Annotated in this window: 25 protein-coding genes; 13 read left to right on the top strand and 12 right to left on the bottom strand. The window is 72.3% G+C overall.

Annotation, left to right across the window (positions count from 1 at the left end; all coding sequences use genetic code 11):
• Positions 1-24 precede the first annotated feature (24 nt).
• The 4 genes from OG247_RS38820 to OG247_RS38805 all read right to left on the bottom strand — a co-directional run bounded on the left by OG247_RS38820 (position 25) and on the right by OG247_RS38805 (position 3,636).
• Positions 25-993 (bottom strand): phosphatase domain-containing protein, encoded by a 969-nt coding sequence (locus OG247_RS38820; RefSeq protein WP_327256657.1) that lies wholly within the window; start codon positions 991-993, stop codon positions 25-27.
• 4 nt (positions 994-997) lie between these two features.
• Positions 998-2,209 (bottom strand): RNA ligase, encoded by a 1,212-nt coding sequence (locus OG247_RS38815; protein ID WP_327256656.1) that lies wholly within the window; start codon positions 2,207-2,209, stop codon positions 998-1,000.
• A gap of 72 nt (positions 2,210-2,281) precedes the next feature.
• Positions 2,282-2,986: an epimerase gene (locus OG247_RS38810; RefSeq protein WP_327256655.1), complete on the bottom strand. Its 705-nt coding sequence runs from the start codon at positions 2,984-2,986 to the stop codon at positions 2,282-2,284.
• 215 nt (positions 2,987-3,201) lie between these two features.
• Entirely contained in the window at positions 3,202-3,636 is a 435-nt protein-coding gene (locus tag OG247_RS38805) for a VOC family protein (protein ID WP_327256654.1), read from the bottom strand.
• Positions 3,637-3,890: 254 nt separating this feature from the next.
• On the opposite strand from OG247_RS38805, the gene OG247_RS38800 reads away from it, so the two are divergent.
• Complete coding sequence (locus OG247_RS38800) at positions 3,891-4,601, top strand: YoaK family protein (protein ID WP_327256653.1); 711 nt, start codon at positions 3,891-3,893, stop codon at positions 4,599-4,601.
• Positions 4,602-4,816: 215 nt separating this feature from the next.
• On the opposite strand, the gene OG247_RS38795 is transcribed toward OG247_RS38800, so the two are convergent.
• The gene (locus OG247_RS38795; protein WP_327256652.1) at positions 4,817-5,761 is read right to left on the bottom strand and encodes a tellurite resistance/C4-dicarboxylate transporter family protein; all 945 of its coding nucleotides are present in this window, start codon (positions 5,759-5,761) and stop codon (positions 4,817-4,819) included.
• A gap of 309 nt (positions 5,762-6,070) precedes the next feature.
• Between OG247_RS38795 and OG247_RS38790 the strand changes: the two genes are divergently transcribed.
• The 10 genes from OG247_RS38790 to OG247_RS38745 all read left to right on the top strand — a co-directional run bounded on the left by OG247_RS38790 (position 6,071) and on the right by OG247_RS38745 (position 15,980).
• On the top strand, positions 6,071-7,036 hold the full coding sequence (locus OG247_RS38790) for an urea transporter (RefSeq protein WP_442813525.1): 966 nt from the start codon (positions 6,071-6,073) through the stop codon (positions 7,034-7,036).
• Between the two features lie 120 nt (positions 7,037-7,156).
• Positions 7,157-7,462: an urease subunit gamma gene (locus OG247_RS38785; protein WP_243332378.1), complete on the top strand. Its 306-nt coding sequence runs from the start codon at positions 7,157-7,159 to the stop codon at positions 7,460-7,462.
• A 3-nt stretch (positions 7,463-7,465) separates the two neighbouring features.
• Positions 7,466-8,350 (top strand): sirohydrochlorin chelatase, encoded by an 885-nt coding sequence (locus OG247_RS38780; protein WP_327256651.1) that lies wholly within the window; start codon positions 7,466-7,468, stop codon positions 8,348-8,350.
• A 23-nt stretch (positions 8,351-8,373) separates the two neighbouring features.
• Positions 8,374-8,931, top strand: coding sequence for an urease subunit beta (locus OG247_RS38775; RefSeq protein ID WP_327256650.1), 558 nt, complete (start codon positions 8,374-8,376; stop codon positions 8,929-8,931).
• A gap of 2 nt (positions 8,932-8,933) precedes the next feature.
• A complete protein-coding gene (gene ureC, locus OG247_RS38770; RefSeq protein WP_327256648.1) occupies positions 8,934-10,658 on the top strand; it encodes an urease subunit alpha in 1,725 nt (574 codons plus the stop codon).
• Positions 10,655-11,386: an urease accessory protein UreF gene (locus OG247_RS38765; RefSeq protein ID WP_327256647.1), complete on the top strand. Its 732-nt coding sequence runs from the start codon at positions 10,655-10,657 to the stop codon at positions 11,384-11,386. The genes ureC and OG247_RS38765 overlap by 4 nt, the downstream gene beginning before the upstream one ends.
• A 58-nt stretch (positions 11,387-11,444) precedes the next feature.
• Positions 11,445-12,068: an urease accessory protein UreG gene (gene ureG / locus OG247_RS38760; protein ID WP_327256646.1), complete on the top strand. Its 624-nt coding sequence runs from the start codon at positions 11,445-11,447 to the stop codon at positions 12,066-12,068.
• Positions 12,065-13,120 (top strand): urease accessory protein UreD, encoded by a 1,056-nt coding sequence (locus OG247_RS38755; RefSeq protein WP_327256645.1) that lies wholly within the window; start codon positions 12,065-12,067, stop codon positions 13,118-13,120. The genes ureG and OG247_RS38755 overlap by 4 nt, the downstream gene beginning before the upstream one ends.
• 47 nt (positions 13,121-13,167) lie before the next feature.
• Positions 13,168-14,541: an ammonium transporter gene (locus OG247_RS38750; protein ID WP_327256644.1), complete on the top strand. Its 1,374-nt coding sequence runs from the start codon at positions 13,168-13,170 to the stop codon at positions 14,539-14,541.
• Positions 14,538-15,980, top strand: coding sequence for an ammonium transporter (locus tag OG247_RS38745; RefSeq protein ID WP_327256643.1), 1,443 nt, complete (start codon positions 14,538-14,540; stop codon positions 15,978-15,980). Before OG247_RS38750 ends, OG247_RS38745 begins: the two co-directional genes overlap by 4 nt.
• Before the next feature lie 113 nt (positions 15,981-16,093).
• Here the strand turns inward: OG247_RS38745 and OG247_RS38740 are convergent, their stop codons facing one another.
• From OG247_RS38740 to OG247_RS38725, 4 genes are all read right to left on the bottom strand, one after another.
• Entirely contained in the window at positions 16,094-16,621 is a 528-nt protein-coding gene (locus tag OG247_RS38740) for a universal stress protein (RefSeq protein ID WP_327256642.1), read from the bottom strand.
• Between the two features lie 156 nt (positions 16,622-16,777).
• Positions 16,778-17,392, bottom strand: coding sequence for an RraA family protein (locus OG247_RS38735; RefSeq protein ID WP_327256641.1), 615 nt, complete (start codon positions 17,390-17,392; stop codon positions 16,778-16,780).
• A 99-nt stretch (positions 17,393-17,491) separates the two neighbouring features.
• Entirely contained in the window at positions 17,492-18,322 is an 831-nt protein-coding gene (locus tag OG247_RS38730; RefSeq protein ID WP_327256640.1) for a cupredoxin domain-containing protein, read from the bottom strand.
• 168 nt (positions 18,323-18,490) lie between these two features.
• A complete protein-coding gene (locus tag OG247_RS38725) occupies positions 18,491-18,994 on the bottom strand; it encodes a hypothetical protein (protein ID WP_327256639.1) in 504 nt (167 codons plus the stop codon).
• A 253-nt stretch (positions 18,995-19,247) separates the two neighbouring features.
• Here OG247_RS38725 and OG247_RS38720 point away from each other — a divergent pair, with 253 nt between their 5' ends.
• Positions 19,248-19,694, top strand: coding sequence for a hypothetical protein (locus OG247_RS38720; protein ID WP_327256638.1), 447 nt, complete (start codon positions 19,248-19,250; stop codon positions 19,692-19,694).
• Here OG247_RS38720 and OG247_RS38715 read toward each other — a convergent pair.
• The 3 genes from OG247_RS38715 to katG all read right to left on the bottom strand — a co-directional run bounded on the left by OG247_RS38715 (position 19,673) and on the right by katG (position 24,522).
• Entirely contained in the window at positions 19,673-21,643 is a 1,971-nt protein-coding gene (locus OG247_RS38715) for a potassium channel family protein (protein WP_327257783.1), read from the bottom strand. The genes OG247_RS38720 and OG247_RS38715 overlap by 22 nt on opposite strands.
• Before the next feature lie 103 nt (positions 21,644-21,746).
• On the bottom strand, positions 21,747-22,097 hold the full coding sequence (locus OG247_RS38710; protein ID WP_327256637.1) for a hypothetical protein: 351 nt from the start codon (positions 22,095-22,097) through the stop codon (positions 21,747-21,749).
• Positions 22,098-22,290: 193 nt separating this feature from the next.
• Entirely contained in the window at positions 22,291-24,522 is a 2,232-nt protein-coding gene (gene katG / locus OG247_RS38705; protein ID WP_327256636.1) for a catalase/peroxidase HPI, read from the bottom strand.
• A 332-nt stretch (positions 24,523-24,854) separates the two neighbouring features.
• Here katG and OG247_RS38700 point away from each other — a divergent pair, with 332 nt between their 5' ends.
• Complete coding sequence (locus OG247_RS38700) at positions 24,855-25,265, top strand: Fur family transcriptional regulator (protein WP_327256635.1); 411 nt, start codon at positions 24,855-24,857, stop codon at positions 25,263-25,265.
• Positions 25,266-25,381: the final 116 nt, after the last annotated feature.

Genomic DNA, 25,381 nt, shown 5'->3' with positions numbered 1-25,381 from the left:
CGAGAAGTCGCCGCGGCCGCCGTCCTAGAAGTCGCCGTAGTTGACCTGCCAGGTGGCCAGCCCCATGCGGCGCCAGATGGCCACCACGCGGTCGCGGTCGTCCAGCGAGACCCGGACCGCGTACCGGCCCCGCACGTGCGCGTTGAACAGCTCCGCCTTGACGATGTCGTCACGGCGCGTGTCGCCCGCTCCCCGCATCCACAGCTCGTCGTACGGGACTTCGTGCTCCCGCAGCCAGGACTCGGTCGGCTCCCGGTGCTCCTCGCCCCGCCCGGACAGCAGCACGATGGTGTCGCCGTCGGCCCGGCGGAAGGAGTCCAGCGCGTCGCGCACCGGCGCGTTCAGCGTGTCCAGGCCGCAGCGCGAGAAGTCGTACGGATTGCGGTCGCCGGTCATCGCGAGCGTGCCGTCGATATCGCACATCACCGCCGTGGGCAGTGCCGGGTCGGGGACGTACGGCGACACGTCCGGCTGGTCGTTGAACCAGTCCGCGGTGAGCCGCCAGCCGCCCTTCCTGGCCTTCGCGTGCTTGTCCGCGAGTATCCGGATGATCTCCTCGCCGACCTGCCGCTCGCGCGCGGCGTCGCGCCGCAGGCACTCCTCCACCGGCACGTCCGTGTAATCGTGCACCACGAAGGTGGCCCGTCCCGCGACGGCCGCCTTGAGCCGCTTGGGGATGTACGAGGTCAGGTGGGTGTTGTCGACGACCACGTCGAAGCCGCCCTCGACGGCCGCGCTGACGGCCGCGTCCTGGATGTCCAGCACGGTCTGCTCGTGCTTGTACGAACGCGCGCGCTCCGGGTCGGGCACGTCGAGCATGGCCCGCAGGTCGTCGAGGTTGACGCGGCGCATCCGACCGCCGGACTCCGCCTGGAGGGCGCGCGCGGCGGTGGTCTTCCCGGAGGCCGGCAGACCCGTCATGACGTGGACCACCGGCAGCGCGGGGGGCGCGGCCGGCGATGCGGGGGTCTCGGTTTCGGGTGCTTCGGACACGGGTTCAGTTCTCCTCGTCGTGCGTGAAGGGGTCGGACGCCTCGGGTCGCACCTGCCGCCAGGTGACGAGCTCGGTGGTCCTGCCCTCGAGGCGCTGGAACAGCGCGCCGCGGACCCCGCTGTCGCGGATCGTCGTCTTGGCGGCGCGCGCGAACGCGCCCCGGTCGCCGGCCAGGTGGGCCAGCGAGGCGTAGGCCTCGTCGATGGCGCGCTCACGGAGCGCGGCCTCGGCCTCCAGGCGTTCGATCACCGAGCGCACCCAGTGGTCGAACTCGTCGGGCACCTGCTCCAGCAGCGCGTCGAGCGGCTTGCCGCCCGAGGCCTCGATATCGGCGACGGTGCAGTGCAGGCCCTGGGCGAGCTGCTTGAGGGGCAGGCCGGCGAACCGCTGGATGCCGTGGCCGCGCCAGATGTCCCGCTCGGTCACCCCGGTGAGCACCTTGTGGAGGCGTACGTACTCGGCGATCTTGGCCTTGGCCCGGACGCCCGAGGCGAAGCGCAGGACGAAGCCCTCCGCGTCGGTGCCGGTCGCGGGAGCGCCGCCCGGCAGGGTGCTGGACCCGGTCAGCGCGAGCAGCTCGCCCAGCGGCATGGCGGGCCACACGGTGACCACGGAGCCGATGCCCTCCCAGTGCGCGGCGGCTTCCGCGAGCGGCACCTCGGCGCCGTCCGCTCCGTACGCGGCGAGCAGGACCAGGTCGCGGCGGTCCCCGTAGTCCACGACGATGCGGTTCTGCGGGTACAGGATCTCCGCGAGGTAAGTGGTGCCGGGGACCAGCCCGGAGGTGTCCCGTCCGTCGAGGCGGCGCTGCGCCCAGACGGCCTGGGTGCTGGTGAAGGAACCCTTGGACGCGGCCCGCCACTTGCCCGCGTAGTGGAAGAGCACCCCGAGACTGCCGTCGACCTTGTCGTACACCTCGAACGGCTCGTCGGGCAGGGCCGGCGCGTACGGCCGGCCGGCCTCGTGCTCGCCGACGTTGAAGAACTTGGGCAGCGGCAGCGCGACGACCTCGCCGCTGACGTCGTCGGCGACGAGTCCGCGGCAGACCGTGGTGACCTGGTTCCAGACCTGCTCGTACTGGGCGGTCCGGGTGTAGGTGTAGAGGGACAGCGGCAGCTCGGGGTGTGCCTTGCGGGCCACGTATCCGGCGTCGATGGCCTCGGTCAGCGCCTGCGCGGGCATCAGGTCGTGCAGAGTCAGGCGGTCCTGGCTCATGGGGTTCCTCCCGGTTCGAGATGCCTCATTCTCGGGGTCGGAGGGCCCCGGCCGAAACCGAATATCCGCCCGTTACCCCAGGTCCGACGCTCCGCGCGGGCCCTGGCCGCCCACCCTGTTGATGTCGCGCGGCCGCAGGATCCGCTGGGTGTCCTCGTTGCCGGGCCCGGCCGCGGCGACGGCGATCATGGCGCGGCCCAGCGCCCCGGTGGTGGTCACGAGGTGGGGTGCGAAGCGCCGCAGGAGCGGGAAGAGCGGTGCGGTGACGGTGTACCCGGCGCGGTAGAGCGGAGTCTTGGAGGGAATGCCGCGGTCCGGCTGCACGATCCCGGGGCGGAACATGTAGGCCTCGAAGGGGAGCTTGAGCAGGTCGTTCTCGGTCTTCCCCTTGACCCGGGCCCACATGGAGCGGCCGCTCTCGGTGCTGTCGGTGCCCTCGCCGGAGACGTAGGCGAAGGTCAGCCGCGGGTTGGCGGCGGCGAGGGGGCGGGCCGCGGCGAGCGTCAGGTCGTAGGTGATCCGCCGGTACTCCTCCTCCTTCATGCGGAAGGAGGAGATGCCCAGGCAGAAGAAGCACGCGTCGTACGAGGCCAGGTCCAGGCCGGACTCCGACAGGTCGGTCGGATCCGCCCGGACGAGCTCGCGCAGCTTGGGGTGGGTGACGGCGAGGGGGCTGCGGCCGACGGCGAGCACGCTTTCGACGGAATCGTCGCGCAGGCACTCGCGCAGCACGCCCCGGCCGATCATGCCGGTCGCACCGAAGAGGATGACGTTCACGGGTCCAGCCTAGGGCCTGTCGTCACACTCCCGTCGTCGCCCGAAGGGCGGCGTCGCGGCGTCTGGTGCGCGCTCTCGGCGTGCCGGGCGGAAGCCCGCGTACTGGACGTACTTGGCTTTCGCCCGGTGCGGCGAGAGCGCGTGCCAGGCGTCGCGAGGCAGACGGGAGTGTGACGACAGGCCCTGGAGCGGGGTGGGAGCGGCCGGCGGGAGACTCAGTGGGAGACGCACAGCTCGTTGCCCTCGGGGTCGGCGAGGGTGGTCCAGGCGAAGGGGCCCTGGCTGCCCTCGTGCAGGTGGCGGGCGCCCTTGGCGAGGAGCCGCTCGACCAGCGCGCGCGGGTCGTCCTGCCCGGTGCGAACGTCGAGGTGGACCCGGTTCTTGACGGTCTTGGGCTCCTCGATGAACTGGAAGAGGATGCGGGGCGCCCGCTCCAGGCCCTCGGGGTGGCGGATCCCCTGGCCCGCCTTCCAGACGAGGACACCCCGGTGGGTGGTGGTGTCCTCCTCCGTCGCCCGTCCGACGGCGATCATCTCGCGGATGAACTCCTCGTCACTGGGCTCGACTTCCCAGCCGAGGGCCTCGGCCCACCAGTCGGCGAGGGCGTGCGGTGCCGCGGAGTCCACGGTCACCTGAAACGTGTAGGCCATGCGGCGACCCTACCCGCGGCGCCCCCTGGATCCGCGGCGGGGAGCGCCGCCGGGTCGCTCCTCCTCGCACGCTCCCGGCATCGCTAGCATTCCGGGGACGAAGCTCCCTTCCACTCCACCCCCTCCTCTCCACCGCCCTTCCTCTCCGCCTTCTTCAGGGGCTCGGCCCGCTCCGTTCCCAACGGCCCGCTCCGCTCCCGACGGCCCACTCCCGCCCGTCGCGGACCGGCCCACGCGATGACCAGAGGTACCCCATGACCTCCACCCCACCCCGGCGGCGGCGCGGGGTCCTGCGCCCGCTGGCCGCGCGGCTGTTCCCGCCGGAGCCGGCCGGCGCGGAATCTCCCCACGGGGTGCTGCCGCCCCTGTTGATCGTCCTCACCTTCGTCAGCGGTGTGGTCGACGCGGTGAGCTACCTGGGCCTCGGTCACGTCTTCGTGGCCAATATGACGGGCAACGTGGTCTTCCTCGGCTTCGCGATCGCCGGGGACCGCTCCCTGTCGGCCCCGGACTCCCTGCTGGCCGTCGGCGCCTTCCTGGCCGGGGCGGCCGCCGCCGGGCGGCTGCGGCGGACCACGGCGGCGGCCAAGATGTTCGCTCCGCTGGTGGCGGTGCAGACCGTCTTGGTGGGCGGGGCGCTCGCCCTGACCGTGCTCGGCGCCGGGCCGCCGGGCGTCATCGCCCTGCTCGCCCTCGGCATGGGCCTGCAGAACGCCGTCGTGCACCGGCTCGCCGTCCCCGATCTGACCACCACCGTCGTCACCAGGGCCCTGACCGGTCTGGCGGCCGATCCCTGGGGGCCGGGGCCGCTGCGCCGCCTCGTGACGGTCGCGGCCCTGCTGCTCGGGGCCCTCGCCGGAGGTTTCCTGACGCTTCGTCATGGTGCGCTGTGGGCCCTGGTCTTGGCTGTGGCTCTGCTGGCCTGCGTCACCCTCTCCCCGCGGTGGGACGGCACCGGGCGGTAGGCGCAGGAGCGGGGTCCGCCTCCGGTGCGCATCGGCTCGCATTCAGGGCCCGCCGCCATGGCCGTACGCCCTTCCCCGCCGCGCGCAACGGTATTCCGGTGGGGGCGCCATGAGGGCGGCCTTTCGGCAGCGGAAATTCGACTCCGCCCTTTCGGCGGAGGTGTTTCCGCTACGGTCTTCCGTTCGCCGCATTCCTCCCCCGGCGGGAACACGGCTCATTTGCGCGGACGGGGCCCGCGCTCCACGAGGAGGGCCGCAAAGGTGAACACCCAGGCCCCGACCGCCACCCAGAGCAGCACGGTGCCGAGGGGCCGCAGCCACGCCACCCCGGTCGGGGCGGCCGCCGAGAGGCAGGCGGTCGCCGTCATGCCGAGCGGGAAGACGCTCGACCAGCGCCGGATGTCGTAGCGGGGGCGCGGCCGGACCCCCTCGGCGGCGAGCAGCACGGCGTACCAGGCCAGGGAGAGGCCGAGGGTCGCCAGGGTGACGGTACGCAGTCCCGCGTGCACCCACCCCGTCCACAACGGTGACGCCGTGAGCCCGGATCCGGCGAGGGCGGTGATGGAGAGCGCCCCGCCGGCCACCCAGTGGTCGCCCGCGCCCGAGACGACCTGGCGGAAGTCGAAGCGTACGAGGGCCTCGGCGTAGAGCAGCAAGCCCAGGCAGAAGGCGGCCAGCGCGGCCCGGCCGAGCCAGTCGTGGCCGGTGGGGGCGGCCAGGACGCCCGCCAGGACGGCGAGCCCCTGGGTGGCCACGCAGACGAGGAACGCCGCGCCGGGCATGCGGTAGCCCCAGTGCCGCAGTACGGCGACCATCAGCCCCGGCCAGAGCGCGGCGGCCAGCGCCAGTAGCCCGAGGGCCACGGGCTGCCATCCGAGGAGGGAGAGCCGGGTGCCCAGCACGGTCGCGGCGGCCACGGCGGTGAGGGCCGCCGGGGTGTCGGCCTCGGCGCGGAACCGGCGCCGGTCACCCAGGAGCCGGGCGGCGAACTCGGCGGCGAGCAGCAGCCACAGCGCGGCGGAGACGGCCAGCGCGGCGATCGACAGCGTGTCGCGGCCGATCAGGTGCAGGCCTGCCGAGATGATCCCGGCCGCCATGACGGCGGCGCCGGCGGCCGGGGACAGCTCGGCCCACCACCGGGCACCCACAAGGAATCGCACCCCGCCAAGGGACACCACCGCGGCGGTTCCGGCCGCTGCGGCGCGCCATCGGGCGGGGCCATTGACCCTTCCGGGCTCGGCGAACACCCTCTTCCCCCCTCATTCTAGATTCGATATTCCGATCCTATTTCTGCCCACAGGACCGGGAACGACGAACACATTTATGACAACCCGGCCGCATTCCCCCGCTTCCCCCGACACGCCCATCTCCAGGCGGAATTACCCCGGTTCACCGGTACTGTCGTCGTCAACGCACCGCCGATTCACGGGCCCTTCAGGGCCCTCTCTTTTTGCACATGGGAGAATGAAATGCAGGCCTTGGCAACGGAGCCCGCACGCCAGGCTCCCGCTCAACCCGCGAGCTTCATTCAGGAAGTCCTGCGTGGCGTCGCCCAGGTCGATTTCATGCCGAGCGCGATCACCGGGATCTTCTTCCTCGCCGCCCTGGCCGCCGCCGGCTGGCAGTACGCCCTCTACGGCCTCCTCGGCGCGGTCGTCGGCACCGCCACCGCCTACGCGTTCGGCATCGACCGAGAGATCGTCTCGGCCGGGCTGCGCGGCTTCAACGGCACCCTCGTCTCGCTCGGCTTCGCCGTCTTCCTCGGGTGGGACCACCTGTCCACGCTGCTGCTCGCGATCGGCGGCAGCATCACCGTGGTGGTCGTCACCTCGGCGCTGGCGACGATCCTCGGCACCTGGAACATCCCCACGTTCACCGCGCCGTTCTGCATCATCGCGAGCGTGATGACCATCGCGGCGCCCAGCTTCTCCCGGGTGTGGCACACCGGCCCCGATCTGGCGGCGCTGCCCGCGGCCGCCGGCGGGACCACCGCCCTCGACTGGGGACAGCTGTGGCGTGCCTTCTTCGCCAACGTCGGCCAGATCTTCTTCATGCCGCAGTGGTTCGTCGGCCTGATCTTCCTCGCCGGCATCTTCGTGGCCAGCCGGGTCGCCGGGGTCATGGCCTGCGTCGGCAGCGTCACGGCCATCTTCGTTGCCTGGGCGATGGGTTCACCGTCCGATGGCGTCTCGCAGGGGCTCATGGGCTACAGCAGCGTGCTCGTCGCGATGGCCCTGTGCGGAGTGTTCATCGTCCGGTCCCGCTGGAGCTTCGCGTTCGCCGTCCTGGGAGCCGCGGCGGCGACCGGGCTCACGGCCGCGATGACCGCCTTCTTCGACCCGTTCGGCGGCCACACCTTCACCTGGCCGTTCGTCCTGACCACGGTCGTCTTCGTCGCCGCGGTACCCCAGATCCCCCGGCTGCAACGGACCTGACACCACCCCGGCCGAAGCCCCCGCGGCAACAGCCGTGACAACGGCTTCGGCGACAGCTCTGGCAACAGCTCTGGCAACAGCAGCACGTGAACCACCTTGAGAGCCGAAAGTGAGTGACCGATGAATCTCGCTCCCCGTGAGATGGACAAGCTCTGGATCTACGTCGTGGCCGACCTGGCCCGCAAGCGGCGGGACCGGGGCGTCAAGCTCAACTACAGCGAGGCCTGCGCCCTGATCAGCGAGGGCATCCTCGAAGGCGCCCGCGACGGCAGGACCGTCGCCGAGTGCATGGAGCTCGGCAAGCAGATCGTCTCCGCCGCCGATGTCATGAAGGGCGTGCGGGAGATGCTTCCGCTGCTCCAGGTCGAGGCCGCCTTCGTGGACGGCACCAAGCTCGTCTCCTGCCACGACCCCGTCGGCGCCTGAGCGGTGACGGCCATCGCACCCGAACGGCCCGAACGGCCCGGCCGGGCACCGGAATCGGCGGCCACGGTCATCCTGGCCGGCGGTCACGAGGGTGGCACCGCGGCAGGCGCCGTGCACCCGGGCCGGCCGCTGGCCGAAGCCGTGCGGGCGGCGCTCACCGCCTCGCCCGAGCCGGTGTGCGTGGTCCCGATGACGCTGGGGCGCGACCCCGGGCTGATCGCCGACTGCGCCCGCGCCCTGCGCTGGCTGGGCCGGGAGGAGGGGGTCGGGCGGCTCGTGCTGGCGCCGCCCTTCGCCACGGTGGACCACTTGACCGCGTGGCTCCGTACCGCCGCCCTCAAGGCGGTGCGCGAGGCGCCCGACACCTCCGCCGTCCTGGTCACCGCGCCCGCCGCGGGACCCTTCGAGGACGCGGACCTGTTCCGGGTGGCCCGGCTGGTGCGCCAGTACGGGCAGCACCGCTGGGTCGAGGTCGCCTTCGACGGGGGTGACCCGGACCTCGCGGAGGGTGCGGAGCGCTGCCGCCGCCTCGGCGCCGGCCACATCGCCCTGGTCCGGGCCGCGTTCGCCCCGCCGGCCGAGCTTCCGGCCGGGGTCCTGGACACCGGTCCGCTGCTGTCCGGTGCGGCGATCGCCCAGGTCGTACGGGCCCGCGCGCAGGAGGCGCTGCACCGGCTGGCCCACGGGCAGGACGGCGTGGCCGAGGGGCTGGACGCCGAGCACGGGCACGGGTACGCGCACTCCCACGGCCCGGGCGGCGACCACGACCACTCGGACACGGACGCGGACACCCACCACACACACGCGCACGGCCACGCACACGGCGAGAGCCACCGCCGCGCGGACGGCCGGGGTCACGGCCACCCGCACGGCCATTCCCCCCACTGATCCGAAGGAAGGGAAGTACCACCATGTCAGGTGGCGCCACATACCTTTACGGCGAAGGCACCGTAGAGATCAACGCCGGCCGCCGCAAGGCCAAGGTCACCGTCTCCAACACCGGTGACCGTGCGGTCCAGGTCGGCTCGCACTACCACTTCTTCGAGGTCAACCGAGCCCTCGACTTCGACCGCAACGCCGCCTACGGCATGCACCTCGACCTCCCCGCCGGCACCGGTGTCCGCTTCGAGCCGGGCGACACCCGCGAGGTGGAACTCACCGCGTACAGCGGCCACGGCCGGCTGATCGGTTTCAGCTCCCTCGTGAACGGCGGGCTCGGCTCCACCGACACCCGCGTCCGGGCCATGAACCGGGCCGTCGAGCTCGGATTCCTGGGAGCCCGGGCGGAGTCGGCGCAGCAGGCCGCGGCCGCGCAGGCCGCCGCGCAGGCCGTGGAGGCCCCCTCGAAGCGGGCCTCGAAGCAGGCCGCAAAGCCCGCCTCCAAGCCGGCGGCCAAGCCAGCCGCCAAGGCTCCCGCCAAGACCGCGGCCGCCAAGAAGGCCAAGACCTCCAAGAAGGGCGACAAGTAGCGATGGCTGTCCTGAGCCGCAAGCAGTACACCGACCTGTTCGGGCCGACCGTCGGCGACCGCTTCCACCTGGCGGACACCAACCTGGTCGTCGAGGTCGAGAAGGACCACAACGAGGGCCACTACGGCGACGAGGCCGTCTACGGCGGCGGCAAGGGCATCCGCGACGGCATGGCGCAGGACCCGCAGGCCACGAGCCTGCAGGGGGCCCTGGACCTGGTCATCACCAACGTGGTGGTCATGGACGCGATCCTGGGTGTGGTCAAGGGCGACCTCGGCATCAAGGACGGTTTCATCGCGGGTCTCGGCAAGGCCGGCAACCCGCACACCCAGTCCGGGGTCCACCCCAAGCTGGTCATCGGGCCCGGCACCGAGGTCATCTCCGGCGAGCACATGATCGCCACGGCCGGCGGCATCGACAGCCACATCCACTTCATCTCCCCGCAGCAGGCCGAGCACGGCCTGTCCAACGGCATCACCACCCTCATCGGCGGCGGCACCGGCCCCTCCGACGGGACCAACGGCACCACGTGCACCCCGGGTCCGTGGAACATCGGCCGCATGTACCAGGCGTCCGAGGACCTGCCGGTCAACGTGGGTCTGCTGGGCAAGGGCAACGGCTCGCTGCCGGAGGCCCTCATTGAGCAGGTCGAGGCGGGCGTCTGCGGCCTGAAGGTGCACGAGGACTGGGGCACCACCCCGGCCGCGCTGAGCCGCGCCCTGGACGTGGCCGACACCTACGACGTGCAGGTCGCGGTGCACACCGACACCCTGAACGAGTCCGGCTTCTTCGAGGACACCCGCTCCGCCATCGACGGGCGCACCATCCACACCTTCCACACCGAGGGCGCGGGCGGCGGCCACGCCCCCGACATCATGCGGGTGGCCGGCGAGCCCAACGTCCTGCCGTCCTCCACCAACCCGACGCTGCCGTACACGGTGAACTCGGTCGACGAGCTGCTCGACATGGTGATGGTCTGTCACCACCTGTCGCACGACATCCCGGAGGACGTCTCCTTCGCGGACTCGCGCGTGCGCGCCGAGACGATCGCCGCCGAGACGGTGCTGCACGACGAGGGGGTCATCTCGATCTTCTCCTCCGACTCCCAGGCCATGGGCCGCATCGGCGAGTCCTGGACCCGCGCCTTCCAGACCGCGCACCACTGCAAGGACCAGCGCGGCAAGCTCGACGGCGACACCGAGCGCAACGACAACTTCCGCGCCCTGCGCTACCTCGCCAAGATCACGATCAACCCGGCGATCGCCACGGGCACCGCCGAGCACATCGGCTCCCTGGAGACGGGCAAGCTCGCCGACGTCGTGCTGTGGCCGATCGGCTCGTTCGCCGCCAAGCCGAAGATGGTCATCAAGGGCGGGCTGATCAACTGGGCGCTGATGGGTGACCCCAACGCCTCGCTGCCGACCCCGCAACCGGTCTACTACCGGCCGATGTTCGGCGCGTACGGCAAGGCCAAGCAGGCCACCCGGGTGTCCTTCATGTCGCAGGCCGCGATCGATCTCGGCGTACCGCAGAAGCTGGGCCTCGACAGCAAGGTCCTGCCGGTCAGGCACTGCCGCACCGTCGGCAAGCAGCACATGGTCCGCAACGACGCCCTCCCGGTCATCGCCGTCGACCCGGAGACCTACAAGGTCACCCTCGACGGGGTGCCCGCCACCATCGAGCCGGCCCGCGAACTGCCCCTGAACCACCTGTTCTACCTGGCATGAGCACTGCCGCCAACTCCGCCGTGGCCAGCCCCGCGGCCGTGACGCCGGTACGGGCCCTGCTGGTCAGCCTCCAGCTCACCGACTCGGCCTTCCCCAGCGGCTTCTACACCCTCTCCCACGGCCTGGAGGGGTACGCCCAGGCCAAGGCCGTGACCCCCGAGGGCGTGCCGGTCCTGCTGGCCGATCTGCTGCGGCATTCGGTGGGGCCTTCCGACGCCACCGCGCTGGCGCTGGCCCACGGGGCCGCAGTGGCCGGCGACTGGGAGGCCCTGGCCGAGACCGACCGGCGGTTGAACGCGGCCAAGCTGAACGAGGGGCTGCGCCGCGCCGCCACCCGCACCGGCCGCCAGCTGCTGGACCTCGCCCGCGAGTGCGTCGGCGGCGAGCCGCTGGAGCGGTACGCGGAGCTCGTGGCCGCCAAGCGGGCGCCGGGCTCGCAGGCCGTGGCCGCCGGGGTCGCCTACGCGGCCGCCGGGGTCCCGGCCGAACAGGCCGTCGTGAGCGACCTGTTCGCCTACTCGGCGAGCTTCACCGGGGCCGCGCTGCGGCTGCGGCTCACCGACCACCGCAAGGCGCAGGTGGTGCTGCGCGGGATCGCACCCGTCATCGAGGAGGTGGCGGGGGCGGCCCTGTGCCGTGAACTCGCCGATCTCGGCGGATGCGTTCCGATGGCCGATGTGATGTCGGGCCGTCATGAGCGGGCCGAGGCACGGCTGTTCGCGACCTAGCGTCCCCCAACTCCGCTCCTTTCCCCAAGCCGTCTTTTACCCAAGGTGTGTGACTTTGATGACCGAGGACAACGTCCTGCGCGTCGGCGTCGGCGGCCCCGTCGGCTCCGGCAAGACGGCGCTGATCGAGGCCCTGGTGCCGGTGCTCATCGCGCGCGGCCACCGGCCCGCCGTGATCACGAACGACATCTACACCCAGGAGGACGCCCGCCAGGTCCGCCGCACCCTGGCCGGGGTGCTCGACCCCGAGCGCGTCGTGGGCGTGGAGACCGGCGCCTGCCCGCACACCGCCGTGCGCGACGACCCGACGATGAACCTGGCCGCGGGCGCCGAAATGCTGGAGCGGTTCCCCGATGTCGACACCCTGCTCTACGAGTCGGGCGGCGACAACCTCACCCTCACCTTCAGCCCCGTCCTGGTCGACCTCTTCCTCTTCGTCCTGGACACCGCCGAGGGCGAGAAGATGCCCCGCAAGCGCGGCCCGGGCATCACCGAGTCCGACATGCTCGTGATCAACAAGATCGACATCGCCCAGTACGTCCGCTGCGACATCAACGTCATGGAGTCCGACGCGCACCGCGTGCGCGAGGGGCGCCCCGTGGTCCTGACCAACTGCCTGACCGGGCAGGGCCTGGAGGACGTGGCCAACTTCATCGAGTCCTTCCGCCGGGTGCCGGCGTGAGCGCAGTGGCGCACCCGCCCCGCACTCCGCCCCGCACCCTCCTGCCGCCCGCACGCCTGGAGGCCGCGCACTACGAACCGCCGCGCGTCCCCCTGGAGGTCCTGCGGCACTCCTCGGTGCCCGACACCCTCGGTGTCGGGCGCCCCGGCAAGGTCGGCCTGCTGGAGCTGGGCTTCGAGCGGGTCGGCGACCGGACCGAGCTGGTGCGGCACTACCAGAAGTCCCCGCTCCAGATCATGCGGCCGCTCTACTTCGACCCGCACCGCCCCGACCTGCCCATCACCTTCCTGATGTCCACGGGCGGCGGGGTCGTCCAGGCCGACCGGCTGCGCACCGACCTGTCCTTCGGCCCCGGCACCTCGGGGCACGTGACCACCCAGGCGGCCACCAAGGTCTACCGGATGGAGCACGACTACGCCGTCCTGCAGACCTTCCTGACCGCCGGCCCGGACGCGTACGTGGAGTACCTGCCGGACCCGGTCATCCCGTACGTCGACTCCCGCTTCTACCAGCGCACGGTGGTCACCGCCGACCCCACGGCCACCGTGCTGGCGAGCGAGACCGTCCTGTCCGGCCGGCTCGCGCACGGGGAGCGCAACGCCTATCAGGTCTTCGCCTCCGATTTCGAACTGCGCCGACCGAGCGGCGAGTTGGTGGCACTGGACACCGTACGGCTGGAACCGGGCGGGGCCGAGGGGGTCCGAGGCCGCTCCGTCGACGGCCGCTCCGTCGACGACCGCTCCGTCGACGACCGCTCCGTCGACGACCGCTCCATCGACGGGCCCGCCGTGCTGGCCGGTCATTCCGTGATGGCCTGCTTCTTCGCGGTCAGCCCGCTCGCCCCCGCCCGCGAGCTCGCCGACCTGCTCCACGAGACCCTGGCCGGACGCGGACTCCCGTACGGGGTCAGCGTGCTGCCGCAGGAGTGCGGGGCCTGGGTGCGGGTGCTCGGCGAGCACACCGAGGCCGTGACCCTGGCGCTCGGGGCCGTCTGGGACGCGGTGCGGCGCAGGCTGATCGGCGTACCCTCCCCGGACCTGCGCAAGACCTGAACTCCCCCACCCCTCCCGCCTGTTCACGACCAGAGAGAGCTCCACACATGCCCAGTGGCTACGACACGGGTAATACCGCCTGGATGATGGCGAGCACCGCCATGGTGCTGCTGATGACCCCCGGCCTCGCCTTCTTCTACGGGGGCATGGTCAAGACCAAGCACGTGCTGGTGATGCTCAAGATGAGCTTCGCCTGCCTGTCGCTGGTGACCATCCTGTGGGTCGCCGTCGGTTACTCCCTCGCCTTCGGCAAGGACTCCGGCGGCGGCATGATCGGCAATCTCGACCACGCCTTCTTCCGCGGCATCGGGATGGACTCCCTGCACGGCTCCATCCCGACCGTGATCTTCGCCTGTTTCCAGATGTCCTTCGCGATCATCACGGTGGCGCTGATCAGCGGCTCGATCGCGGGCCGCGCCACCATGAAGGGGTGGCTGGTCTTCGTCGTCGCCTGGACGATGCTGGTCTACGTGCCCACCGCGCACTGGGTGTTCGCCCCCGACGGCTGGATCAACAAGTCCCTGGGCGCTCTCGACTACGCCGGCGGTCTGCCGGTCGAGCTCAGCTCGGGGGCCTCGGGCCTCGCGGTGGCCATCGTGCTGCGCAAGCGCAAGGACTTCGAGCGCGAGACGATCCGCCCGCACAACCTGCCCCTGGTCATCATCGGTCTGGCGCTGCTGTGGTTCGGCTGGTTCGGCTTCAACGCGGGCTCCGCGCTCCAGGTCGAGGGCAGCGCCCCGACCACCTTCTTCAACACCCAACTCGCCGCCGCGGGCGCGATGATCGGCTGGCCGATCATCGAGAAGTGGCGTCTGGGCCACGTGGAGATGCTGGGCGTGGCCTCGGCGGCGGTCGCCGGCATGGTGGCCATCACCCCCGCCTGCGGCGAGGTCTCCCCGCTCGGAGCGCTGATCATCGGCTTCACCGCCGGTGTGGTCTGCTGCTTCGCCATCAACATGAAGTTCAAGATCGGCGTCGACGACACGCTCGACGTGGTCGGCGTGCACGGCTGGGGCGGCATCGTTGGCGTCCTCTCCATCGGCTTCTTCGCCACGGCCGCGATGAGCGGCAAGAAGGGCCTCTTCTACGGGGGCGGCCTCGACCAGCTCTGGCGTCAGGCCGTCGCCGTCCTGGCCGTCGGCTCCTTCGCCTTCGCCATGACCTGGCTCATCGCCAAGGTGATCGACAAGGCCGTCGGTTTCCGCGCCTCCGAGGAGTACGAGAACGTACCCGGCCGGGAGGAGGAGGTCGCCTACGACAACGAGACCCTGGACGAGATCCGCGACCGCATCGGCGGAGCCGCGGCCCCGGCCCGCGAGCCCGCCACGGTGGGCGCCTCCAAGGACGGGGCGGAGCAGCAGGACGCCGCGCTGCTCGCCGAAATCGTATCCGTGCTGGACCGACGAGAGCGTGACAAGTGACCGCGCACACGATTGCCGCCGCCGTAGCGGCGGTCTCCGCCGCACCCGCCGCCGCACCCGCCGTCGCCGACTCCGGCAACGCGTCCTGGCTGATGATGGCCACGGCCCTGGTGCTGCTGATGGCTCCCGGAGTGGCCTTCTTCTACGGCGGTATGGTCCGCACCGGCCAGATCGTCGCCATGCTGAAGATGATCTTCTTCTGCATGGTGATCGTCACCGTGCTCTGGTTCGCGATCGGCTACTCCCTGGCCTTCGGCCCCGATGCCGGCGGGCTCGGCGTCATCGGCACGCTCGACCACGCCTTCCTGCGCGGGATCGATGCCCGGTCGCTGACCGGCTCCGTGCCCACGGTCACCTTCGTGGTCTTCCACCTGTCCTTCGCGGTCGTCACCGTGGCCCTGATCGCCGGCTCCATCGCGGGCCGCGCGAAGATGGGCGGCTGGATCGCCTTCGTCATCGCCTGGACCCTGCTGGTCTACATCCCCATGGCCCACTGGGTGTTCGACCCGGCCGGCTGGGTCGCCAAGCAGCTCGGCGCCGTCGACTTCTCCGGCGGCACCGTCGTGGAGATCGGATCGGGGGCCGCCGGACTCGCCCTGGCCATCGTCGCGGGCAAGCGCGCGGACTTCGACCGCCAGGGCATCCGGCCGCACAACCTGCCGCTCGTGGTCATCGGGCTGTCGCTCATGTGGTTCGGCTGGTTCGGCTTCAACACCGGTTCCTCCCTGGAGACCCCGGGCGGCGCGGCGATGGCCTTCCTCAACAGCCAGCTCGCGGCGGGTGCGGCGATGGCCGGCTGGGCGGTGACCAGCTGGTGGCGCACCCGGCAGGTCGGCCTGCTCGACATGTGCATGGGCGCCGTCACGGGCCTGGTGGCCATGACCCCGCTGGCCGGCGGGGTGAGCCCGGTATGGGCCACCGTCATCGGCTTCCTCGCCGGGCTGAGCTGCGCGTTCGCGATCAGCTGGAAGTACCGGCTGGGCGTGGACGACACCCTGGACGTCGTCGGCATCCACGGCTGGGGCGGCATCGTCGGCATGGTCATGGCCGGCCTCTGCGCGACCGGGACCCTGACGGGCCACAAGGGCCTCTTCTACGGCGGCTCCTGGGACCTGCTGAGCAAGCAGCTCACCGCCACGGTGGTGCTCGGCCTGTACTCCTTCGTGATGACCGCACTGATCGGCAAGGCCATCGAGGTCACCATCGGGCTGCGCCAGCCCGGCGGAATGGTGGAGAAGGAGCAGGCCTACGCCGACGCCCTCTCCGACAACCTGGAGCAGCTGACGACCGACGATTCCCGGGCCAAGGGGGCCGAGGAGGAGCCGGAGAGCGCCTCCGCCCTGGTCGCCCGGCTGCGCGAGGTCCTGCTGACGAGTGCGCAGAGCGGCGGCGACCGGCAGAGCGGGGGCGACCGGACGGGCGGCGACGACCGCGGCTGAGCACGGCTGAGTACGGCTGACCACGGCCGCACCAGGTGATCCGGCCCCCGTCGCGTGACGCGGCCGGGGCCGGATCACGCGACCGGATCACGTGGCCGGATCACGTGGCCGGGTCACGCCGCCCGTCTGACCAGGTCTCCCGCGTCCAGGGTCCGACGCCACACGATGCGGCGGCGTACGGCGTTCAGGTCGGCCCGCAGCGGGCCGGGCGGCACGGCCAGCACCGGACAGGGGGCGTGCGCCAGGCAGTACCGGGACACCGAGGGCCGCAGGGCTCGCAGCAGGGGGCCGCGCGGTCCCGTACCCACCACCAGCAGGTCGCCGGGGTCCCGGGCCTCGCCCACCAGGGCAGCGCCCGGGGTGCCCATGACCACCAGCCCGGCCAGGGTCACGCCCGGCGGGGCACCCCCGAAGGCGGTGTCGAGGACCTCCCGCAACCGCTCGACCGCCGCGTCCCGCGAGGCGGTGAGCAGCGCGGTCCCTCCCCCGCCGCGCCGGGCGCCCAGGCCGCCGAGCGGCGGCTGCCAGGCCAGTACGACCCGCAGTTCCGCCTCCCGCGCCCGGGCCTCGGCGTGCGCCGCGTGCAATGCCGTCAGGCTCCCGAGGGATCCGTACGCCCCCACCACCACTCGTCCCCGCAACGTGGCCGTCCTCCCCGTCCGCTGCCGCTCCGTCGCCTCAAGGAAACGACGGCGACGGGGCGTTCGCCCCTCCCCCGGCGGACTTCTGACAGAGCCCTGACGTGGAACGCGGAAGCCCTGACGGGTCCCTGACGCGGGGGCCCGGCGCACGTGCGGTCAGCCGGTGAAGCCGAGGCCGCCCAACGCCTTCTCGACGCGGGCGCGGTGCTGCTCCTCCCAGGCATCCAGGGACTGCCCGGCCTCCTTGGCCAGCCTGTCCAGGGCGGCGCTCAGGATCTCCTCCTGCCGGGCGGCCGGGGTGACCACGATGCCCTCCTCGTCGGCGACCACGATGTCACCGGGGTGCACGCTCACGCCGCCGACCCGGACCGGGCCACCGAGCGAGCCGAGCTTCTTCTTGGCGCCCGGGATGGGGACGACTCCGCGGGCGAAGACCGGGAAGCCCGCTTCGCGCACCTCCCCGAGGTCGCGCAGCAGCCCGTCCAGCACGAACGCGGCGATGCCGCGCCGCTGGGCGACCGCGCACACGTTGCCGCCGGCGAGCGCGTGGTCCAGGTCGCCCGATTCCACGACGATGACCGAGCCGGGCTCGGCGCGGTAGATGGCCGCGTGCAGCATCAGGTTGTCCCCGGGCTCGCACCGCACCGTGTACGCGGGTCCCGCGACGCGCGGGGCGTCCCACAGCGGGCGGATGCCGATGTCCATGACCTGCTCGCGCCCGAGGAGGTCGGCGAGGGTGGTGGGCGGGACGCCCGTGAAACCGTTTGGCATGTCAGTCCTTTTCTCAGCTCCGGTCGTCCCGGGCCCGCCGGGCACCGAGATCGTAGAGCACGGATCACGGATCACGGATCACGGATCACGGATCACGGATCACGGTGCGTGGTGCGCCGTGTAGCCGGCGGCGGCGATCGCCGCGATGACGGCGGCCGGGTCGACGGCCCGGTCGGCGTCGACGACGGTGCGGCCGGCGCGGACGCCCGTGGCGCTGGCGACCACCCCCGCCAACTCCTCCACCTCGTCGTCGATCAGCAGCCCGCAACCGGTGCAGTGCATGCCGGTCACGGTGAACTCCATGCGCTCCCTCACGAGGTGCCCTCCTGGCTCTCGAAGGTGATCCCGGCCGCCGTACATGCCCATGCCGCAGCTGTACTCGAGGGTCCCCGGCTTCCGCGCACCCAGGTCGATGCCGGTGGTCCCGGTCGTGGGGAGGATCTCCTGGACGCCGAGGTCGGGGATGACGAAGGCGCGGACGCAGCCGCCCGTCCCCTGCGTGGCGACGACCAGGGTGGTGGGGACGCCCGCCTTCGCGATGACGGCGGCCGGTGCGTACGCGTTCGTACGGGCCCGGATGGTCACGGTCTGCGTGCCGTCAGGGTTGAGCACCACCGTCCGGGCCGCCTCGGGGGCGGCGACCGCCGCGGGGTCTCCGGTGGGCCACCAGCCGCCGAGCCGCAGCCCGCTGCCGAGGGTCCACACCGCGACGAGCAGCACCACGACGGCGGTCGCCAGAGTCAGCCGCCCCTGCCACAGCCCGGCGGCGGAGCGCAGGAAGAAGCCGAGGGCGGCGAAGAGCGGTCCGGTCCCGAGGACGAAGCCGGCCATGACGGCCGCTCCCGCGAGGGGGCCGCCCGAGGTGACGGCGAGGAGCTCGACGCTCAGGGTCACCCCGCAGGGGATCAGCACGGTCAGGAAGCCGAGCACGGCCGGGATGGTGACGGCCGTGGGCGAACAGACCGGTGGAGACACCGGTGACGAACAACGCGGTGGATGAAGCCGTGGGGAACGGACACCCTGTACGTCGCGGTGGATCAGGACACGGCGAAGCACCCCGGCCGTCCGGCGAGCGGGCGGGTACCGGTGCGGGACCGGTCAGGTCCGGCTGACGCAGAGGGAGTCGAGATCGGGTGCTCTCGGGCGGGAGCGTTCCGGGGGCGGCACGGGCCGCGGGTGGCCGTCGGCCACGGACCGCGTCCCCCATATGGCGCAGCCGGCGAGATCTCCGGCCGGACCGGCCTGCACGGTGGGCGCGTACGCCGACGCCAGCGGGCAGTCCTGCCCGGAGGCCGAGCAGTCTCCGTCGGTGCCCGCGCCAGCGCCGCTCTCCGGGGCCGTGGCCATCGCGGGCGTCCCGGCGGTCACCGGCGCCTCGCCCATCCCTGCCGTCGCGGCCATACCGGCCATCTCGGCCCCGGCCATACCGGCCATACCGGCCATGGCAGGCGACCCGTTCGGCGGCGCCCCGGCCATCCGCGTGCCCGCCGCGTCCCCCGCGGACGCGGGATGCGTGAACAGCCCGCCACAGACGAGCAGCAGCACCGCCACGACGCCCGCGGCGAGGGCCGAGGCGCGGTGACGGGCGCGGATGGGCTGCATGTCCGTGATGCTACGACAGCCCCCGGACCGCCCCCCGAACCGGGGCGGAGCAGTCCTGTCCGAGACCCTCCGTGCCTCCCGCTCCGCCGTTACTGTGTCGCCATGGAGACCTCCACCACCGCACGGGTGAAGTCCACCGGTGTCCACGGCGACCGGGCCTGAGGCCCCCGCAGTGGACGCGCCACGCCACGGCGCCTGGCTTCGCACCGGAATCAGCCGGAACGGCGGCCCGCTCCGGGAAACGGAGCACGTCGTGTGGCTCCAGACCGACACCCTGTACGCGGACAGCCGCGGGTTCGCCGGAACCACCTCGTACGACGGCCGGCAGATCACCTTCCACCACCACGTCGGCGCCCCCGGCCACGACGTGGGAGTCCTGCGCCCCGACGGCATCCGCCTGATCGAAACGGGGAGCAACCTCGACGGCAGCACCTTCCTGGAGGTGTGGTCCCCGCTGCCGTACGCGCAGGGCCCCACCGGCTGCTGGTTCGCCGCGGGCTCCCAGACCGTGCGCGTCGGCAGCCACGTCGTGCACGTCGACGCCGCCGGGCACGGCACGCACCACGTCCTCCTGCGCACCGACCCGGTCCCGTCCGGACCGCGGGCGGCGACGGATCAGGCGGATCAGGCGGATCAGACGGATGTCACCGAGCAGGCGGATCTCACCGAGCAGGCGGATCAGACCGGTCGGCCGGACTGACCCGCCGCGGTGTCCCCGGCCCCGGCCGTACGGGCCTGCCCGCGGCCGAGCAGTTCCGCCAGCCCGCGCCGGGTGGCGGCCATGACCACGCGGTCCTCCGGCCGCAGGACGTAGCCGGGGCGCAGGTCCCACACCAGGGCGGGCCGCCTGGCCGCGTCGTAGCCCGGTTCCGTGGCGAGGCCGGGGCGGCGGTTCGCCGGGGCGGCGGTGTCCAGGGCGACGACCCGCCACGCACCGGGCCGGAACGATTCCGCGATGGTGCGCCCCTCGAGCTGGGGATGGCCGGCCACCTCCAGCACCGCGAACACCAGCACCCTGCGCTCCACCGGGATCGCGCCGAGCACCTGGCGGCCCATCATCGCCCCGGCGAACGCGGGCGCGGCCAGGTGGGAAACGCTGCGGCTCCGGGTGAGGGCCGCCGGGTGCGCCTCGCGCAGGGTGCGGTAGACGGCGGTGGCGAACTCGTTGTCGTACAGCCGCATCACCACCCGTACGTCGGGTTTCACCGAGCGGGCGTAGAGCGCGGCCTCCAGATTGGTGGTGTCCGAGCTGGTCACCGCCAGCAGGGCGGCGGCGCGGTGGATCCGGGCGGCCTCCAGGACCCCTTCGTCGGTGACGTCTCCGACCACGACGGGCACGTGCAGGCGGCGTGCGAGGGCGATTCCGCGGGCCCCGGGATCGGACTCCACGCACACCACGGGGATCCCCAGCTCCCGCAGCCGCGCGAGCACCCGGGCGCCGACCTTGCCGAGGCCGAGCAGCACGACGTGGCCGGAGAGTCCGCGCGGCGGTCTGCGCAGGGCCGTGGCGGTACGGAAGGCGCCCAGCGCCTCGAGCGCCGCCGCGACCAGGACGGGCAGCAGGAGCAGCCCGACGAAGCCGGCCAGGATCTGCAGGAGTTGCCGCTCGGTGGGCTGGTCGAGCGCGGGGTCGTTGATCGCGAAGACGTCGAGCAGGGTCAGGTAGACGGCGTGCAGCGGGGTGTCCCCCGTGACCAGGGAGGAGGCCACGGCCAGGGCGCCGACGGCGGCCGTGATCCCGGCCAGCGACCAGCGGAGCCTGCGGGAGAACAGTGAACCCACCGGCAGGGAGACCTGGTTCAGCCGTCGCCCTTCCTGTGCGGCCGTGGCGTGGGAGACCGCTTCCAGTGCGACGATCCCGCGCCCGGTCGCGGCCGCCACCGACCGGTCGTCCGGGAGGAGTTGCGGACCCCGGTCGCCGCCGAGCTCCGATCCGTCGGCGCCGGCCGGGTCCACGGCGGTGGCGGAGAGCAGGGCCAGCGTGCACAGGCCCGGTTCGGCGACCTCGCCGGGGCCCGGAGGTGTGCGCTCCACCGCGCGCAGGAGCAGCCCGTCTGCCTGGATCACCTTGCTGGTGCCGGCGACCGCTGAGGCGACGAGGGCGGGGGCGGCCGTATCGGCGTCGGAGAGCACCGTCGTGGCGGTGTCGAGCCCCCGCCGGTCGATGCCGGGTTCCGCGACGAGCGCCGCCTGGTCGAGCAACTCCTCGAGGTGCTGGCCGAGTTTGCGGTTGTAGAGGCGGATGACGAGCCGCAGCCTGGGGTTCAGCCGACGGGCCACCAGGGCGGCCCGTACGTTCGTCTCGTCGTCCTCGTAGACGAGTGCCAGTGCGGCCGCCCCGGTCACTCCGGCGGCGGCCAGCGCCTCCTCGTCGGGGGCGGGAGCCTCCAGCACCCGCAGTTCCGGTACGGGCGCCTCCCCCGCGGCGGCCGTACGGTCCCCGGCGGCCGTACGGATCCGCGCGGCCGGGAACCGCCCGAGCAGCGCGCGCCCGGCCCCGACCCGGGCCCGGGTCCGGCTCTGTCCGGGACCTGCTCCGGGCCGTACCTCGCGGACGGCGGGCACGACCAGCGTCACCCGCTCCTCGTACACGTCGCGGAGCTCCGCTGCCAGCCGGTGGGCGAGCCCGTCGTCCCCGCAGACGACCATCAGGTCTGCGGATTCGGTCTGTTGGTGAGGATGCGCGGAAGGAGGGGACACCGTCCCAGCATGCCGTGCCGGCCGGTCCGGTCCGGCGGCGGGCGCCCGTGCGTCAGTGGATGACGCTGAAGCTGCGCCAGGGCAGGGCCTGAGGAGCCGTGACGTTCGAGAGGGTCGTGGCCACGTAGGTGCCGTCGCCGCGGTCGAGCTTGCGGCAGTCTTCCGTCTGGTAGAGGACGACGTCCACGAGGGTGTTGTTCTCCACGTGGGTCGCCCCCTTGGGCAGGCCGATCTTCTGACAGCCCTTGACCGAGGTGTTGATGTAGCTCACCTCGAGCGGCGAGTCGTGGCCGCGGAGTTCGAGCATCCCGACGGTGCTCCGGCCCAGGCCCGAGCAGGCGGTGGCCGTCAGCAGCAGCGCTGCCGTTCCCGCGATGATGCTGATACGCCTGCTGTGGGACATGGCGCGGTCCTCGTCTGTGCGGTGATGGCGGTCCTACGCACAGACTGCCCCGGCACGGCGCGCGCGGCCCCCGCTGCTCCGCCGTCCGGGTGAACGCGGCCCCGTGGCGACGCGCCGGGGACCCGGAGCCCACGGGCCCCGCCGGGGGCCCGGGCCGGCCGCCGTTCGCGGCGGGCCGGCCCGGGCGCCGGGATCAGACGAGGTCGAACCGGTCCAGGTTCATCACCTTGTCCCAGGCGGCGACGAAGTCCTTGACGAACTTCTCCTTCGCGTCGTCGCTCGCGTAGACCTCCGCGAGCGCGCGCAGCTCGGAGTTCGACCCGAAGACCAGGTCGACCCGGCTGCCGGTCCACTTGACCTTGCCCGTGGCGTCGTCGCGGGCCTCGAAGGCGTTCGCGTCCTCGGAGGTCGGCTTCCAGGTCGTCCCCAGGTCGAGCAGGTTGACGAAGAAGTCGTTGGTGAGGGACCCGGGGGTGTGGGTGAGGACACCGAGCGGCGACTGCTGGTGGTTCGCCCCGAGCACCCGCAGGCCGCCCACCAGGACGGTCGTCTCGGGGGCGCTGAGGTTCAGCAGGTTCGCCTTGTCGAGCAGCAGGTACTCGGCCGGCAGGCGGTTGCCCTTGCCGAGGTAGTTGCGGAACCCGTCGGCGGCCGGCTCCAGCGCGGCGAACGACTCCACGTCGGTCTGCTCCTGCGAGGCGTCCACGCGTCCGGGCGCGAACGGCACCCGGATCTCGACGCCGGCGTCCTTGGCGGCCTGCTCTACGCCCGCACCGCCCGCGAGGACGATCAGGTCGGCCAGGGAGACCTCCTTGCCCCCGGTCTGCGCCGAGTTGAAGGACCCCCGGATTCCCTCCAGGGTGCGCAGTACGCCTCCCAGCTCGTCGGGGTTGTTCACCTCCCAGCCGCTCTGCGGCTGGAGGCGGATGCGGGCGCCGTTGGCGCCGCCGCGCTTGTCGCTGCCGCGGAAGGACGAGGCCGCGGCCCAGGCGGTGGAGACGAGCTGGGACACCGTCAGGTCCGAGGCGAGGACCTCGGCCTTGAGGGCGGCGACATCCGCGTCGTCGACGAGGGAGTGGGTCACCGCGGGGAGCGGGTCCTGCCACAGCAGCGTCTCGGAGGGGACCTCGGGTCCGAGGTAGCGCACGACCGGGCCCATGTCGCGGTGGGTCAGCTTGTACCAGGCCCGCGCGAAGGCGTCCGCGAACTCGGCCGGGTTCTCGTGGAAGCGCCGCGAGATCTGCTCGTAGGCCGGGTCGATGCGCAGCGAAAGGTCGGTCGTGAGCATCGTCGGGGCGTGGGTCTTCGACGGGTCGTGCGCGTCGGGCACGGTGCCCGCCCCGGCGCCGGCCTTCGGCCGCCACTGGTGGGCACCGGCGGGACTCTTGAACAGCTCCCACTCGTAGCCGAAGAGGATGTCGAAGAAGGTGTTGTCCCAGGCGATCGGGGTGTTCGTCCAGATCCCCTCGAGACCGCTGGTGATGGCGTCGCCGCCCTTGCCGGTACCGAAGGAGTTGGCCCAGCCCAGGCCCTGCGCCTCGATCGGGGCGGCCTCGGGGTCGTCGCCGACGCTCTCCGCCGGGCCCGCGCCGTGGGTCTTGCCGAAGGTGTGCCCGCCCGCGATCAGGGCGACGGTCTCCTCGTCGTTCATCGCCATGCGGCGGAACGTCTCGCGGATGTCGCGCGCCGCGGCGAGCGGGTCCGGGGTGCCGTTCGGGCCCTCCGGGTTGACGTAGATGAGGCCCATCTGGACGGCGCCGAGGGGGTTCTCCAGCTCGCGGTCGCCGGTGTAGCGCTCGTCGTCGAGCCAGGTGGTCTCGGGACCCCAGTAGACGTCCTCGTCCGGCTCCCAGACGTCGGCGCGGCCGCCGCCGAAGCCGAAGGTCTCGAAGCCCATCGACTCCAGGGCCACGTTGCCCGTGAGGATCATGAGGTCGGCCCAGGAGAGGCTCTGGCCGTACTTCTTCTTGACCGGCCACAGCAGGCGGCGGGCCTTGTCGAGGTTGCCGTTGTCCGGCCAGCTGTTGAGGGGGGCGAAGCGCTGCTGGCCCGCTCCGGCGCCGCCGCGGCCGTCACTGATGCGGTAGGTGCCGGCACTGTGCCACGCCATGCGGATCATGAACGGGCCGTAGTGGCCGAAGTCGGCGGGCCACCAGTCCTTCGAGGTGGTCAGCACCTCCGCGATGTCCCGCTTGACCGCCGGAAGGTCGAGCGTGTTGAACGCCGCGGCGTAGTCGAACTCCTCGCCGAGGGGGTTGGCCACGGCGGGGTTCTTGGCGAGGATCTTCAGGTTGAGCCGATCCGGCCACCACTGGCGGTTTCCGCCGCCCTGGGTCGGGTGCGGGGCCCGCTCGTGCGCGACGGGGCAGCCACCGCCACCCTCGGCCTTCGCATCCGTGACAATTGCATCGTGGTTCTCAGACATGGGAATCCTTCCGGACCGGACCAGGCGGTCACGGTGATCAGGAACTGCATGCGATGGAACATTTTTGGGGCACGGGACCTGGCAGCGGGCCCCGGTTTCACGGTCGTCCTGACGCCGGGGCGCTCACCGTCGCGGACGGTCTCAAGTTCGGTCTCGCGCTGCGCCGGACCGTTCCTGTCCCTTGGCTATCAACACAACCGATCCTACGATGGACGCAATCCAAGTCAAGAACGACACCAAGCCCACATCCTGTCGGATCCCGGACGTCCGCGGGTAGATTCCCGGTACCCCGCCGAACCTGCCCCCGCCGAACCTGAAAGTGGTGAGCCGGTATGAGTGACCTGCTGGAGCGGCTGCGCGAGCGCGGCTGGCGGATGACCTCCCAGCGGCGCGTGGTCGCGGAGGTGCTCGACGGCGACCACGTGCACCTCACCGCCGACGAGGTGCACGCCCGCGCGGTGGAGCGGTTGCCGGAGATCTCCCGGGCCACCGTCTACAACGCCCTGGGTGAGCTGGTCTCCCTCGGCGAGGTCCTGGAGGTCACCACCGACGGCCGCGCCAAACGGTACGACCCCAACGCACACCACCCGCACCAGCACCTGGTGTGTTCCGGCTGCGGAACGATCCGCGACGTCCACCCCACCGGCGACCCGCTGGCCGGCCTCCCGGCCGAGCAGCGGTTCGGCTTCACGGTGTCCGGGGTCGAGGTCACCTATCGGGGACTCTGTTCCTCCTGCGCGTGAGAAGACGGGCCGGGCCCGCCGCACGGCGCGGCGGGCCCGGCCCGAAAGACGCCCGCACGGGTGTGCGCGCACGGTACGCGAGGTGGACGCCGGTCCGGCAGGACGTCAGCCCGGCT

This window comes from Streptomyces sp. NBC_01244, assembly GCF_035987325.1.
GTDB lineage: Bacteria > Actinomycetota > Actinomycetes > Streptomycetales > Streptomycetaceae > Streptomyces.
Note: the sequence above shows the minus strand (reverse complement) of the source record. Positions and strands in the feature narration are given on the sequence as shown.

What these genes read in the sequence shown, in the direction of transcription:
- OG247_RS38775 (WP_327256650.1), top strand. Translation starts at nt 8,374, where the DNA reads ATGTCAGGTGGCGCCACATACCTTTACGGCGAAGGCACCGTAGAGATC.
- OG247_RS38715 (WP_327257783.1), bottom strand. Translation starts at nt 21,643, where the DNA reads ATGGTCGTCTGCGGGGACGACGGGCTCGCCCACCGGCTGGCAGCGGAG.
- OG247_RS38750 (WP_327256644.1), top strand. Translation starts at nt 13,168, where the DNA reads ATGCCCAGTGGCTACGACACGGGTAATACCGCCTGGATGATGGCGAGC.
- OG247_RS38815 (WP_327256656.1), bottom strand. Translation starts at nt 2,209, where the DNA reads ATGAGCCAGGACCGCCTGACTCTGCACGACCTGATGCCCGCGCAGGCG.
- OG247_RS38725 (WP_327256639.1), bottom strand. Translation starts at nt 18,994, where the DNA reads ATGCAGCCCATCCGCGCCCGTCACCGCGCCTCGGCCCTCGCCGCGGGC.
- OG247_RS38700 (WP_327256635.1), top strand. Translation starts at nt 24,855, where the DNA reads ATGAGTGACCTGCTGGAGCGGCTGCGCGAGCGCGGCTGGCGGATGACC.
- OG247_RS38805 (WP_327256654.1), bottom strand. Translation starts at nt 3,636, where the DNA reads ATGGCCTACACGTTTCAGGTGACCGTGGACTCCGCGGCACCGCACGCC.
- OG247_RS38785 (WP_243332378.1), top strand. Translation starts at nt 7,157, where the DNA reads ATGAATCTCGCTCCCCGTGAGATGGACAAGCTCTGGATCTACGTCGTG.
- ureG (WP_327256646.1), top strand. Translation starts at nt 11,445, where the DNA reads ATGACCGAGGACAACGTCCTGCGCGTCGGCGTCGGCGGCCCCGTCGGC.
- OG247_RS38735 (WP_327256641.1), bottom strand. Translation starts at nt 17,392, where the DNA reads ATGCCAAACGGTTTCACGGGCGTCCCGCCCACCACCCTCGCCGACCTC.
- katG (WP_327256636.1), bottom strand. Translation starts at nt 24,522, where the DNA reads ATGTCTGAGAACCACGATGCAATTGTCACGGATGCGAAGGCCGAGGGT.
- ureC (WP_327256648.1), top strand. Translation starts at nt 8,934, where the DNA reads ATGGCTGTCCTGAGCCGCAAGCAGTACACCGACCTGTTCGGGCCGACC.
- OG247_RS38710 (WP_327256637.1), bottom strand. Translation starts at nt 22,097, where the DNA reads ATGTCCCACAGCAGGCGTATCAGCATCATCGCGGGAACGGCAGCGCTG.
- OG247_RS38765 (WP_327256647.1), top strand. Translation starts at nt 10,655, where the DNA reads ATGAGCACTGCCGCCAACTCCGCCGTGGCCAGCCCCGCGGCCGTGACG.
- OG247_RS38790 (WP_442813525.1), top strand. Translation starts at nt 6,071, where the DNA reads ATGCAGGCCTTGGCAACGGAGCCCGCACGCCAGGCTCCCGCTCAACCC.
- OG247_RS38800 (WP_327256653.1), top strand. Translation starts at nt 3,891, where the DNA reads ATGACCTCCACCCCACCCCGGCGGCGGCGCGGGGTCCTGCGCCCGCTG.